The organism is bacterium, from assembly GCA_016703265.1.
Taxonomy (GTDB): Bacteria; Krumholzibacteriota; Krumholzibacteriia; order LZORAL124-64-63; family LZORAL124-64-63; genus CAINDZ01.
The window spans coordinates 37494-49906 of record JADJCK010000003.1; the positions used below are offsets into that span (position 1 = coordinate 37494).

Annotated in this window: 10 protein-coding genes and 1 pseudogene; 5 read left to right on the top strand and 6 right to left on the bottom strand. The window is 69.3% G+C overall.

Annotation, left to right across the window (positions count from 1 at the left end; translation table 11 throughout):
- Positions 1–151: 151 nt before the first annotated feature.
- The 5 genes from IPG61_04560 (at position 152) to IPG61_04580 (ending at position 5671) form a co-directional block, all read left to right on the top strand.
- Complete coding sequence (locus tag IPG61_04560) at positions 152–1828, top strand: AMP-binding protein (protein ID MBK6733349.1); 1677 nt, start codon at positions 152–154, stop codon at positions 1826–1828.
- Between the two features lie 18 nt (positions 1829–1846).
- Complete coding sequence (locus IPG61_04565; protein MBK6733350.1) at positions 1847–2185, top strand: STAS domain-containing protein; 339 nt, start codon at positions 1847–1849, stop codon at positions 2183–2185.
- Positions 2186–2304: 119 nt separating this feature from the next.
- Positions 2305–3429 (top strand): MFS transporter, encoded by a 1125-nt coding sequence (locus IPG61_04570; GenBank protein MBK6733351.1) that lies wholly within the window; start codon positions 2305–2307, stop codon positions 3427–3429.
- Positions 3430–3474: 45 nt separating this feature from the next.
- Positions 3475–4176 (top strand): hypothetical protein, encoded by a 702-nt coding sequence (locus tag IPG61_04575; protein MBK6733352.1) that lies wholly within the window; start codon positions 3475–3477, stop codon positions 4174–4176.
- Positions 4177–4495: 319 nt separating this feature from the next.
- Positions 4496–5671 carry an HNH endonuclease gene (locus IPG61_04580; GenBank protein ID MBK6733353.1) on the top strand — a complete coding sequence of 392 codons (1176 nt, stop codon included), beginning with the start codon at positions 4496–4498 and terminating at the stop codon, positions 5669–5671.
- 167 nt (positions 5672–5838) lie between these two features.
- On the opposite strand, the pseudogene IPG61_04585 reads toward IPG61_04580, so the two are convergent.
- The 6 genes and pseudogenes from IPG61_04585 to asnS form a co-directional block, all read right to left on the bottom strand.
- Positions 5839–7339 (bottom strand): annotated as a pseudogene (locus IPG61_04585) (ammonia-forming cytochrome c nitrite reductase subunit c552).
- Between the two features lie 12 nt (positions 7340–7351).
- The gene (gene nrfH / locus IPG61_04590; GenBank protein MBK6733354.1) at positions 7352–7795 is read right to left on the bottom strand and encodes a cytochrome c nitrite reductase small subunit; all 444 of its coding nucleotides are present in this window, start codon (positions 7793–7795) and stop codon (positions 7352–7354) included.
- Between the two features lie 107 nt (positions 7796–7902).
- Positions 7903–9105: an HDOD domain-containing protein gene (locus IPG61_04595; protein MBK6733355.1), complete on the bottom strand. Its 1203-nt coding sequence runs from the start codon at positions 9103–9105 to the stop codon at positions 7903–7905.
- A gap of 116 nt (positions 9106–9221) precedes the next feature.
- Positions 9222–10595: a peptide MFS transporter gene (locus IPG61_04600; protein ID MBK6733356.1), complete on the bottom strand. Its 1374-nt coding sequence runs from the start codon at positions 10593–10595 to the stop codon at positions 9222–9224.
- A complete protein-coding gene (locus tag IPG61_04605) occupies positions 10592–11005 on the bottom strand; it encodes a GNAT family N-acetyltransferase (GenBank protein MBK6733357.1) in 414 nt (137 codons plus the stop codon). The genes IPG61_04600 and IPG61_04605 overlap by 4 nt, the downstream gene beginning before the upstream one ends.
- 13 nt (positions 11006–11018) lie before the next feature.
- Positions 11019–12407 carry an asparagine--tRNA ligase gene (gene asnS, locus IPG61_04610; GenBank protein ID MBK6733358.1) on the bottom strand — a complete coding sequence of 463 codons (1389 nt, stop codon included), beginning with the start codon at positions 12405–12407 and terminating at the stop codon, positions 11019–11021.
- Between the last annotated feature and the right edge of the window lie 6 nt (positions 12408–12413).

Genomic DNA, 12413 nt, shown 5'->3' on the forward strand with positions numbered 1-12413 from the left:
GCACTGAAGCTACGGGAGCGCCGGCGCCGATGGTGCCGGCGCTCTCGCTTCCAGTGCACCGTTGCCCAGCGCACCGGTGCCCAGTGCGCCGTTGCCCAGTGCGCCCCGATGCGGTAATGTGCCCCCACCACTCGCCAGCCGAAGGAGTCCCATGGCCGCCCATCGCACGATCAGCGAGAATTTCGCCGACGGCATCGGCCAGTCGCTGCGCCGCAACTGGGACGTTCCCTGCTTCAGCGACCTCGACGGCAGCACCCTCAGCTGCGCCGACGTGGCGCGCCGCATCGTCCGCCTGCACCGGTTCTTCGACGCCCTGGACCTGCGGCCGGGCGACCGCGTGGGACTGGTCGGCCGCAACAGCGCCCACTGGGCGGTCGTCTACCTGGCCACCGTCACGCGCGGGGCCGTCATCGTGCCCATCCTGCCAGACTTCACGGGCGCCGAGATCGAGCACATCGTCCGCCACAGCGGCTGCCGCGCGCTGTTCCTGGCCGACGCAGCCGCCGATGCGATCGATTGCGACAAGACGCCGTCGGTCGAGGCCGCCGCCCGCCTGCGCGACTTCGCGCCGCTGCACGAACAGGGCCGCAAGGCCGCCGCCGCCCTGGCCGTCCTGGCGACGCCGTTTTCCGCCGCCGACGCGCCGCAACTGCCGACCGACCTCAAGCTGCCGCTCGTGGCCGGCGACAGCCTGGCGACCATCGTCTACACCTCGGGCACGACCGGCTTCTCCAAGGGCGTCATGCTCACGCACCGCGCGTTGATGGTGAACGTGCGCTTCTTCATCGACCACGTGACCCTGCACCCGGGCGACAACATCGTCTCGTTCCTGCCGCTCGCGCACGCCTTCGGCTGCGCCTTCGACTTCCTGGCGCCGTTCTTCGCGGGCTGCCACATCACGTTCATCGACAGGATCCCCACCCCGAAAGTCCTGCTCGCGGCGTTCGCGGAGCTCAAGCCGGTCGTGGTGATGTCGGTGCCGCTGATCATCGAGAAGATCTACCGCAACCGCGTCAAGCCGCAGCTCGAGTCGGCCAACGTGCAGCTCATGCTGAAGGTGCCGGGGCTGCGCGCGCTGGTGCACCGGAAGATCCAGGGCGCCCTCTACGAGGCGTTCGGCGGCTCCTACCGCGAACTGGTCGTGGGCGGCGCCGCCCTGAACCGCGACGTCGAGCAGTTCTTCCGCAGGGTCGGCTTCAACCTGACCTGCGGCTACGGCATGACCGAGTGCGGCCCGTTGATCAGCTACTCGGTCTCGGCGGACAAGCCGCCGGTCGGTTCGGTGGGCCGGGTCATCCCCTACCTCGAATGCCGCATCGACGGGGCGGGCAAGCCCGGCGACATCGGCGAGGTGCTGGTGCGGGGCGAGAACCGGATGATCGGCTATTTCCAGGACGAGGAAGCGACTGCCGGCGCCATCGACGGTGACGGCTGGCTGCACACGGGCGACCTGGGGCGCTTCGACGCCGAAGGCTTCCTGTACTTGACGGGACGCTCGAAGAACATGATCCTGACCGCGTCGGGGCAGAACATCTACCCCGAGGAGATCGAGAGCCGGCTGAACAACATGCCCTGCGTCGAGGAATCCCTGGTGATCGAGCGCGAGGGCAGGCTGCTGGCACTGGTGTACCCCGACCTGGAGTCGGTCGACCGGGCCTGCCTCAAGGGCGGCCAGGTCGAGGTGCGCATGGAGGCGAACCGCCAGGAACTGAACCAGAAGCTGCCCGGTTACGCCCAGATCGCCAAGCTGAAGATCCTGTACGAGGAGTTCGAGAAGACCCCCACCAAGAAGATCAAGCGGCGTGTCTATGACGCGTTTGCCGGCTGACGCAGCCAAGGAGCGACGATGAAGGTCAAGCGAATCCCCCAAGACCAGGTGATGGTGCTCGAAGTCTCGGGCAAGATCATGGGCGGCCCCGACTTCGACTTGATGAAGGCCGAGGTCAAGGACCTGGTCGACGCCGGCTTCAAGAAGGTGGTCATGGACCTGGGCGAAGTGCCCTGGATCAACTCGACCGGGCTGGGCATCCTCATCACGGCCCATCACTCGGTCAAGGCCGCCTCCGGCACCCTGAAGATCTGCAACGTGAAGGAACGCGTGCTGAGCATCTTCTACGTGTCGCAGCTCGAGCGCGTCTTCGAGGTGCACGAGGACCGCGAAAAGGCGCTGGCCAGCTTCCAGTGAGCGATTCCGGCGCGCCCGCGGCACCTGGTGCTTCGCGCGCGCCCCGCTTCCTGCGCGGACTGGGCGGCAACGTCATCACGCTGGGCGCGGTCAGCCTCCTGACCGACATCGCCAGCGAGATGATCTATCCCCTGCTGCCCCTCTTCCTCACCTCCGTGCTGGCCGCCGGCCCGGCCACCCTCGGCGCCATCGAGGGCCTGGCCGAATCCACCGCCTCGCTGGTCAAGCTCGGCGCCGGCCTGCGCAGCGACCGCACGCGCCGCCGCAAGCCCATCATCGTCTTCGGCTACGCCCTGGCCGCACTGGTGCGGCCCCTGGTGGCGCTGGCCTCGTCGGCGGGCCTGGTCGCCGCCATCCGCTTCACCGACCGCGTGGGCAAGGGACTGCGCGGCGCGCCGCGCGACGCCCTCATCGCCGACTCGGTCGACCCCGCCCTGCGCGGCCGCGCCTTCGGCCTGCAGCGGTCGATGGACCATGCCGGAGCGCTGATCGGACCCCTCGTTGCGGCGGCGCTGCTGGCGAGCGGGCGCTTCGAATTGCGCACGGTGTTCGCGCTGGCAGCCGTGCCCGGGCTGCTGGGGGTGGCGTTGCTGGTGTGGCGGGTGCGGGAGCCGGTGCGGGAACTGGCGGCTCCCTCGACGATCGATCCGGCCGCCTCTCGCCGTCTCGGCGCGCTGCCCCGCGGCCCCCTGCGCCGCTACCTGATCGTGCTCCTGCTGTTCACGCTCGGAAACTCGAGCGACGCCTTCCTGCTGCTGCGTGCGGCCGAACTCGGCCTGGCGCCGGCGCACCTGCCCCTGCTGTGGGCGTTCTTCCACCTGGTGAAGGCGGCCGGCGCGCTGCCGCTGGGTGCACTGTCGGACCGCGTCGACCGCCGCCGGCTCATCATCGCCGGCTGGGCCGTGTACGCGCTCGTCTACCTGGGCTTCGCGCGGGCAAGCACCGCCTGGCACGTGTGGGCCCTGTTCGCCGCGTACGGCCTGTATTACGCGCTGACCGAGGGCGTCGAGAAGGCGCTGCTCGTCGACCTCGCGCCGGTCGCTGCGCGCGGCGGCGCCTTCGGCTGGCACGCGTTCGTTCTTGGCGCCGGGGCCCTGCCGGCCAGCCTGATCTTCGGCGCGCTGTGGCAGGCCTGGGGGCCTCTGGCGGCGTTCGGCGCCGGGGCCGCGCTGGCGGCGGTGGCGGCGGCGCTGTTGTGGGTGCTGGTGCCGCGCGGATCCGTGCGAGACGGCACGGCGGCGTGATCCAAGGGGTTGCGGCCCTTGGCCGGTGCGATTATCCATGCATTCATGAACAACAAAATCTGCCTTTCCGGCTCGCCCCTGCGGCGGGCACCCCTGTTCGCGCTCCTGGCTCTCACCGCGACCGGCCTGACGGCCTGCGGCGGGAACGACAACAAGACACAGGCCCAGCCGGCGGCGCAATCACAGCCGTCCATGCAGCAGCCTGCAGCGCAGCCGGCAGCACAGCCGGCTGCACAGCCGGCCGAAGGTGGCGCGACCGGACGCCAGGCCATCCTCGCCGCCGTCGCCTTCACACCGCCGGCGGGCTGGCAGGACCTGGGCCCGACCAACATGCGCCAGGCCCAGTACCGCCTGGCCCCGATCGGCGGCGACACGGCCCCGGCCGAAGTGAACGTGTTCTACTTCGGCGCCGAATCGGGCGGCGGCGTCGACGCCAACCTGCAGCGCTGGGTCAACCAGATGGTCATGCCCGACGGCAGCGACCCCTCCGCTACGGCCAAGCGCACCTCGTTCAGCGCCGACGGCATGCCCGGCCACATCATCACCCTCGAAGGCACCTACAAGTCGGGCGGCGGCCCGATGATGGGCGGCGAGACGAAGATGCTCGAAGGCTACCGCCTGGTGGGCGTCGTGCTCGAGGGCCCGCAGGGCAGCCTCTTCTTCAAGCTCACCGGCCCGGTGGCCACCGCCAAGGCGATGGAAGCCGACCTGATGAAGATGATGGAAGGCGCGCGCAAGGCGGGGTGATGGGCTGTTGATGCGAGATGTCGAACCGCGCCTGCGTTGAGTGGGCGCGGTTTTTTTGTGCGGCTTGCGGAGGGGCGATGGGGCGGCGGGTGTGTGCGTGGTTTCGGGCGGTTGGGCATGGCGGCGAGGCCGGTCCCGGCGCTGCGGACCGCGCGACGTTCGGTAGCCCCCGAACGACGGTGTCGGGGATTCAAACTGCGTGCCTCGCCGCCCATTCGTCTGCGATATAAATATCTTATAAATATGGCGGTTAGATATATTTGTCGCTATATTTTCGCCATCCTCCCCGGGTTCCCCGACCGCAATGAAAGGCGCCGCCATGCACGCCGCTACCGCCCATTCCCATGAGCTTCCCGCCTTCACCGCCGGGCTCCCCGCCGCCGAGGTCGATGCTGCGCTCCGCAGTGCCCTGGCTGTCTGCGACCGCGCCCGCGAATGTGCCGTGCTGTGGTTCGCCGAGGTGCAGCGGCGCGAACTCTATCGCGCCCTGGGTCATCCCTCGCTGCTCTGTTACGCGCGCGAGGCGCTGGGCTTCACCGACAACCGCACCTGGCAGTTCAAGCGCCTGGCCGACGACCTCGACCGCCTGCCGGCACTGCGCGAAGCGGTGGCCGACGGCACGCTGGGCTGGACCAAGGCGCAGCAGGTGGCCCGCGTTGCGACGCCAGCCAGCGAGGTGCAGTGGGTGGCGCGGGCGGCCGATTGCGGCCGGCGCGAACTCGAGCGCGAGGTGCAGGCGGCGCGCGGGGTGGCGCGGCGCCAGGCGCGCAACGCTGCGGGGGCCGGCGCACAGTTGGACATGGGTGCAGCGCTTGCGCCGGCGCAAGTCGTGGGCGGGCCAGTGGTGTGCGTTGATCCTTGCGAAGATCAGGCCCGGGTGCCCTGCACGATCACCTTGCGCGGCGATGCGCTGCAGGCGGCCCGTTTCGAAGTGCTGCTCGAGAAGGCGCGGAAGCTGCGCGCCGTGCCGGCAGGGGCTGACCGGCTGGAAGCGGTCTTGGCGGGGCTCGAGGCGCTGGTGGCGGGAGCTGCGGCTGTCGGGGACGCTTCGACTGTTCGCGAACGGCGGGTTGCCGCGCCGGCCTACCAGATTGTTGTCCAACAGTGCCACGACTGCGCCGCTGCGACCGTGGCGACCGGCACGGGCGAGCCGCACCGACTTGCGCCGGCGCAAGCGGGGGCCGTCGCCTGCGATGCGCGCGTGCGCGAGCCGGGAAAGCCGAACCGCGCGGTGATCGCGCCGTCGGTGCGTGCGAAGGTGCTTTCGCGCGATCGGCACCGCTGCACCACGCCCGGGTGCGGCTCGCCGCGCTTCCTCGAGGTGCATCACCTTGTGGCGCGTCAGGACGGGGGCTCGAACGATGCCGCGAACCTGGTCACGCTGTGCAGCCGGTGCCACCAGTTCGCGCATGAGCGGATGCATGCCGGGGGCGCTGCGGGCGACGGCCGGCTGGCACTTGCGCCGGCGCAAGTCGGCGGCGGTGGGCGGGAGTAAGCGGGACCAGGCTGGAGCGGAGACGGGTGCGGAAGCGGGCGCGGGCGCGGAGCGCTTACCGCTGAGTGCGGCACCATCAAGCCCCGACGTGCGCCGGCAACAGAAGCAAACGGCCGCGCCCCTTCCGGAAGCGCGGCCGCAGGCATGGTGCGTGATGTTCGCGTCCGCTACGGCGCGACCGCCACCTGCTTCGCCGCCGCGGACAGGCCCAGCTTTGCCAGGCTCAGCCGGCCCTGCTGCGCGTAATCGATCGCCTCGCCGAGGATGCGGGCCGCCTCCTGCGGGGCGTGGAAGCCCATCGAGTTCTCGGCGTTGACGAAGTCGACGCGGAACTGGGCCTTTTTCTGCAGGCTGCGGGCTTCGGCCAGCTGGTCGTCGGTGGCGCCGGCGGCCATGGCGGCCTCGGTTTCGCCGATGAGGGCCACGACGGCGTCCAGCGCGCGGCTCATCAGGGCCGCGGTGCGGTCCTGGATGATGTGCACACGGGACGTCAGTTCCTCGGCCGTCTCGCGGTGGCAGACCTGGCAGGCCTTGGCGTCGTTCAGCAGCGGGCTGCGGACGTGGTGGTCGCTGACCTTCATCGCGCCTTCACGGATGTAGGGCATATGGCAGTCGGCGCAGGCCACGCCGGCACGGGCGTGCACGCCCTGGCTCCACATCTCGAACTCGGGGTGCTGGGCCTTGTAGGCCGCGGCGCCGCTCTGCTTGTGCTTGAAGTCCATGAACGGCGCGCCGTCGGGGAACTTGTGCTCGTCGTAGACGGCTTCGATCTGCTCCACCTTCAGGCCCTTGTTCCAGGGGAAGAAGAGCGTCTCCTTCGACGCGCAGTAGTACTCCACGTGACACTGCGCGCAGACGAGCGAGCGCAGTTCCTGGCGGCTGGCCAGCGTGTTCGGGTTGTAGGGCGCGGCGCGGTCGCCGGCGCGCCACTTCTCGACCGACTCCAGATGCGGCACGGGGTCGTCGCTGGCCGCGAGCACGGCCAGGCCGTTCAGCAGGCCGGGACGCGTGATGCGCAGCTGGTTCGAGCCCGGGTCGTGGCAGTCCAGGCAGGTGACGGGGTGCTCGACCTTCTTCGACGCCTCTTCGTAGGGCAGGGCCGAGATGACGGGGAAGCCCTTCATCAGCTGTTCCTGGCCGTTGGCGCTCAGCAGCGGCTCGTCGAGCGTGCCGGGGGCGCCGGCGGCGATGCCCGCCTCGCGGTAGGCCACGGTGATCGAGGCGTGGCAAGTGCAGGCAGGCGCCGACCTGGGGCTTCTTCAGGACGCGGTCGGTCTCGCGCTGGTCGTGCAGCATGTAGGCGTGGCCGCGGTCCTCGCGGAAGTCGATGGCAAACGCGTAGCCGTTCCACATCGTCTTGAGGCGGGTGTCGCGCTCGATGTTGCTGACCGTCTTGTGGACGTCGTCGGCGCCGACCGCCGTCGGGTCGGCTTCGCTGCCGCCGTAGCGCGTGCGCTCCATGTCGACCGTGCGCTTGTAGCTGTCGTACTGGCGGGGGAAGTTCTTGCCCCACTGGGCCGGGTCGGTCGTGCGCTCGGTCAGGTCCACCAGCTTGAAGACGGTCGTCTTCGCCTCGGTCTTGCGCTCGGACATGTTGTCGCGCAGCGCGAACAGGGCGAACATCGCCAGGGCGGAGCCAAGAGCGACCAGGATGTACCGCATCTTCATCGGGGTCTCCTTCTAGCGCTCGGGGCCGTGCCCGGACGCGACGTGGCAGCGGATGCAATCGAAGCGCGTGTCGTCGTTCCCGTGGGCCGCGACGACGTCCTCGACGAGTTCGTGGTGGCACTCCATGCAGTTGCGGTTGAGCACCTGCCGGTTGTGCTGACGGATACGGATGGGCTCGGGAAAGTCCTGCAGCGTGAAGCCCTTGGAGTGCCAGAAGCCGTTATCGGCCTTGGTGATGAGCTTGGGCAGCAGGGTGTGCGGCGAGTGGCAGTCGTTGCAGGTCGCCACGGCGTGATGGCTCGACTTGAGCCAGCCATCGTACTGGTCGTTCATGATGTGGCAGTTCTTGCAGGACTGCGGGTCGTTCGAGAAGTAGGAGAGCCCCTTGCCGTAGATGAACGTCGAGCCGCCGAGGCCCACCAAAGCACCCAACAGGATGGCCAGTAAGAGTCCCATGTTCCTCCCTTCCCGACTGGTGCCGTCGCGGACGCGTGGAGAACATATTCGGACCTCTAGATCCAGATATCAAGTTATTTATTTCACAATGTGGGCCAGGCGGAATGTCAGGCCAGCGCAGGCTCCAGCGCCGCCACGGCGCGGTTGGTCAACACCATCGGCAAACGCGGGGCATCCCGCCACGGGGGACTGTCCGGCAGCGACGTGTCGACCAGCGCCACGGACGCGCCGCGGCGATCAGCCCAGGCGGCGACCCTGGCCCGGGCGTCGGGCGAGGCGCCGTGCAGGTCGGCCACCACCCAGGCCGGGCCGTCGGGGGCTGCCTCCTGATTGTCGCCGAGCGGCACGACGGCGTGGCCCAGGTGGCGCAGCACGTTCTCGTACCACTCGCGGCGCAGCGCGTCGGTGGCGAAGACCGAGAAGACGACGTGCGGCGCGGCACCGGCCTCGCCGCGGGCACCGCGCCCGCGCACGGCTGCCAGCAGGCGGTCGGCCTCGTCGCGGCTGCGGGCCAGGTCCTCGAAGAGAGCGCCGAGCCGTTCGGGGGTCACGCCGCACAGCTTCAGCAGGACGAAGAGGTCGGCCCGCGCGCCGGCGGGGTAGAGCGCGGCGCCGTCGATGGTCGACAGCAGGTCGGCCAGGGCCACGAAGTTCACGAGCGGATTCACCGAGACGTACTTGCGATGCGGCGCATGGTGCAGCCGGACAGCCTCGCAGAGCGGCCCCGGCAGGTTCCACTTCTCCAGCAGGCGCTGGCCCACCTGGGGGTGATTGATGCCGAGCAGGCGGCGCTCGGCCGCCAGCGGGTCCTCCGGGTTCGCGGCCAGCAGTTCGGCCATCTCGGCCGGCGCCGCGCGCGCCACCACGAGCAGGCCGATGTCGTGCATGAGGCCGGCGACGAACGCCGTGTCGGGATCGATCCCGCCATTGAAGCGGGCCAGCGCGCGCGCCGCGGCCGCGCAGTCGATCGAGTGGTCCCAGGCCACCTCGCTGAAGCCGGGGATCCCGGATTCGCCGACAACGTCGTCGACGGCGGCGCTGAGCACGAGATCCGACAGGCGCGCATCGCCCATCAGCACGACGGCCTCGGTCAGCGACGAGATGCGGCGCGACTTCCCGAACACGGACGAGTTGGCGTGCTTCAGCACGCGGGCGGTCAGGGCCTGGTCGTTGCGGATGATGCGGTCAAGGTCGCCGGCAGAAGTGCGGTCGTCGCCGAGCAGGGACAGGAGGTGGCGCGCCACCTGGTTCAGAGGCGGCAATTCGTCGATCGCACGCAGGACGTGCACGCGCCTGTCGCCCAGCGACATCCCCCGGCCACTCCCGTCCGACCCGGTCGCCGGCCGTACGTCGGCAGGAACCGGGCAATCCCGTTCCGGGAATGATCGGACGGAACCGGCGGATGTTTAGCGGGAGATGCCCCCGCTCAGGCCCGGCCGTGGCTCCAGCGCGAAATGGGCCGCGCCAGGAGGAACAACACCGTACCGGCCACGGCCGACATCGCCACGAAGATGATGAAGAACTCGTGCAGCCCGGTGACGCGGTAGCCCAGCAGCACCGGCGTGGGCTTGCCGGCCTCGGGGTAGAAGCTGCTCAGCACGCCGGCCAGCTTGTTGGCGGCCGAGCTGGCCAGGTACCAGACGCCCATCATCAGCGAGGCGAACCGGGGCGGCGACAGGCGGCTGACGGCCGACAGGCCGATGGGCGACAGGCACAACTCGCCGAAGGTGTGCATCAGGTACAGGCCCACGAGCCACATCATGCTCACCTTGACGTCGGCCCCCACGCCCTTCACGCCGAAGGCGATCACCAGGTAGCCGAGGCCCAGGAAGACGAAGCCGAGCGACATCTTGACCGGCGTGCTCGGGTCCAGCTTGCGGGCGCCCAGCTTCTGCCACAGGAGGGCGAAGACCGGCGCGAACAGCACGATGGCCACGGCGTTGATCGACTGGAACCAGCTGGCGGGCACGGTCCAGCCCAGCAGCCCGCGCTCGGTCTGGCGGTCGGCGAACACGGTCAGCGAGGCGCCGGCCTGCTCGAACGCCATCCAGAAGAAGATCACGAAGAACGAGAGGATGAAGATGACGGCCACGCGCTCCCAGTCCTCGCGATTGAGCGGGGCGTCGTGCGCGCCGTCGGCGTGCGAGCGCGTGCGCTGCGACGACGGCAGGCCCAGGGGGCGCCCCTGGGCGTCGACCACGTAGCGGTCCTTGTACACCTGGAAGATGAGCGTGGCGGCCGCCATGCCCACCGCGGCCGAGAGGAAGCCCCAGCGGAAGTCGGCCGGGTTGCCCGTGTCGCCCAGGCCGCCGGCCACGAGCGGCGCCAGGAAGGCACCGATGTTGATGCCCATGTAGAAGATGGTGAAGGCGGAGTCCTTGCGGCGATCCTCCGGCGCGTAGAGCGAGCCCACCATCGAGGCGATGTTTGCCTTGAACAGGCCCGTGCCGCAGACGATGACGCCCAGCCCGCCCCACAGCATGGGGATGGCGATGGCGGCGTTGTCGTGGAACGAGGCGCCCACGAACATCAGGAACTGGCCGAGCGCCATGACCAGGCCGCCGACCAGGATCGAGCGGCGGTTGCCCCACCAGCGGTCGGCGATGTAGCCGCCGGCCAGCGGCATCAGGTAGGCCAGGCCGGTGAAGTTCCCGTAGACGGTGGAGGCGCGCGCCACGTCGAAGCCCAGGGCCCTGGTCATGTACAGCACGAGGATGGCGCGCATGCCGTAGTAGCTGAAGCGTTCCCACATCTCGGTGTAGAACAGGACCTGCAGGCCCTTGGGGTGTCCACCCGTCATGCCTGCTCCCGGTTGCGGACCATCGCGTCGCAGACGCGGTAGCCGTACTGTTCGTAGAGACCGTGGGCGTCGCGGGTGCGCAGGAACTGCTCGGCGACGTCGGCCATGTCCGGGTGCTCGCCCAGGCAGTCCATGAGCCACTTGCCCAGGCCGATGTGGCGGTAGTCCTGGTGCACCATCACGTCGCAGACCCAGGCGAAGGTGCACTTGTCGGTGACCGCGCGGGCAAAGCCGATCTGCCGGCCGTCGGCGTACAGGCCCAGGGTGAGCGAATTGGCGATGGACTGCTCGATAACGGCGCGCGACCGGCCCGATGCCCAGTACGAATCCTGGATGGCGGGCACGACCCAGAACAGGTCCAGTTCGGACTTGTCGTCGCTGATGCGATAGCGGTTACGTGTCCATTCCATCACCGGCACCGTCCTAGAACTCGGCCGATTTCGGCGCCCGCGGGAAGGGGATCACGTCGCGGATGTTCGCGATCCCCGTGACGTAGTTCACGGCCCGCTCGAAGCCCAGCCCGAAGCCCGCGTGGGGCACCGTGCCGTAGCGGCGCAGGTCGCGATACCACCAGTAGCCTTCCTTCGGCAACTTCATCTCGTCCAGGCGGGCGTCCAGCACCGACAGGCGCTCCTCGCGCTGCGAGCCGCCGATGATCTCGCCGATGCCCGGCGCCAGCACGTCCATGGCAGCCACGGTACGGCCATCGTCGTTCAGCCGCATGTAGAAAGCCTTGATGTCCTTCGGGTAGTTCATCACGACCACCGGGCGCTTGCAGAGCTCCTCGCACAGGTAGCGCTCGTGCTCGGACTGCAGGTCCATGCCCCAGGTGACTGGGTACTCGAACTTGCGCGGCGCCTTCTCCAGCGCGGCCACGGCCTGTGTGTAGTCCATCCGCTCGAAGCTGCTCTTCACGAACGACTCGAGGCGCGTGATCGCCTCCTTGTCCACGTGCTCGGCGAAGAACGCCATATCGTCGGCGCGCTCGGCCAGCACGGCGGTGAAGATGTAGCGCAGGAAGTCCTCGGCCAGGTCGGCGTCGGCCTTCAGGTCGGCAAACGCGATCTCCGGCTCGATCATCCAGAACTCGGACAGGTGCCGGCTGGTGTTGCTGTTCTCGGCGCGGAACGTGGGCCCGAAGGTGTAGACCCGGCTCAGGGCGCAGCAGTAGGTCTCGACGTTGAGCTGCCCCGACACGGTCAGGAACGCCTCGCGGCCGAAGAAATCCTGGCTGTAGTCGATGCGGCCCTCGGGCGTGCGCGGCAGGTTCGCCATGTCCAGCGTGGAGACGCGGAACATCTCGCCGGCGCCCTCGCAGTCACTGGCGGTGATGATCGGGGTGTGGATCCAGAAGAAGCCGCGCTCGTGGTAGAACCGGTGCACGGCCTGCGCCAGGCAGTTGCGCACGCGGGTGGCGGCGCCGATCACGTTCGTGCGCGAGCGCAGGTGCGCCACCTCGCGCAGGTACTCCATCGAATGCCGCTTGGGCTGCATCGGGTAGGTTTCGGGGTCATCGACCCAGCCCACGACCTCGATCGACGCCGCCTTCAGCTCCACGCTCTGGCCCTGGCCCTGCGAGGCCACCAGTTCGCCGGTGACGATGACCGAGCAGCCGGCCCCCAGGCGCGTGACCTGGTCCGCATAGTTGGGCAGGTCGCCCGGGGCCACGACCTGAAGAGGCGCGAAACAGGTGCCGTCGTGCACGTTGATGAAGCTGAGGCCCGCCTTCGAGTCGCGCCGGGTCCGCACCCAGCCCTTGACCGTCACCGTCTCGCCTACCGGCACCGCGCCGGCCAGCAGTTTCGCGATCATCTCGTG

What these genes read in the sequence shown, in the direction of transcription:
- IPG61_04580 (MBK6733353.1), top strand. Translation starts at nt 4,496, where the DNA reads ATGCACGCCGCTACCGCCCATTCCCATGAGCTTCCCGCCTTCACCGCC.
- IPG61_04570 (MBK6733351.1), top strand. Translation starts at nt 2,305, where the DNA reads ATGATCTATCCCCTGCTGCCCCTCTTCCTCACCTCCGTGCTGGCCGCC.
- IPG61_04560 (MBK6733349.1), top strand. Translation starts at nt 152, where the DNA reads ATGGCCGCCCATCGCACGATCAGCGAGAATTTCGCCGACGGCATCGGC.
- nrfH (MBK6733354.1), bottom strand. Translation starts at nt 7,795, where the DNA reads ATGGGACTCTTACTGGCCATCCTGTTGGGTGCTTTGGTGGGCCTCGGC.
- asnS (MBK6733358.1), bottom strand. Translation starts at nt 12,407, where the DNA reads ATGATCGCGAAACTGCTGGCCGGCGCGGTGCCGGTAGGCGAGACGGTG.
- IPG61_04575 (MBK6733352.1), top strand. Translation starts at nt 3,475, where the DNA reads ATGAACAACAAAATCTGCCTTTCCGGCTCGCCCCTGCGGCGGGCACCC.
- IPG61_04595 (MBK6733355.1), bottom strand. Translation starts at nt 9,105, where the DNA reads ATGTCGCTGGGCGACAGGCGCGTGCACGTCCTGCGTGCGATCGACGAA.
- IPG61_04600 (MBK6733356.1), bottom strand. Translation starts at nt 10,595, where the DNA reads ATGACGGGTGGACACCCCAAGGGCCTGCAGGTCCTGTTCTACACCGAG.
- IPG61_04565 (MBK6733350.1), top strand. Translation starts at nt 1,847, where the DNA reads ATGAAGGTCAAGCGAATCCCCCAAGACCAGGTGATGGTGCTCGAAGTC.
- IPG61_04605 (MBK6733357.1), bottom strand. Translation starts at nt 11,005, where the DNA reads ATGGAATGGACACGTAACCGCTATCGCATCAGCGACGACAAGTCCGAA.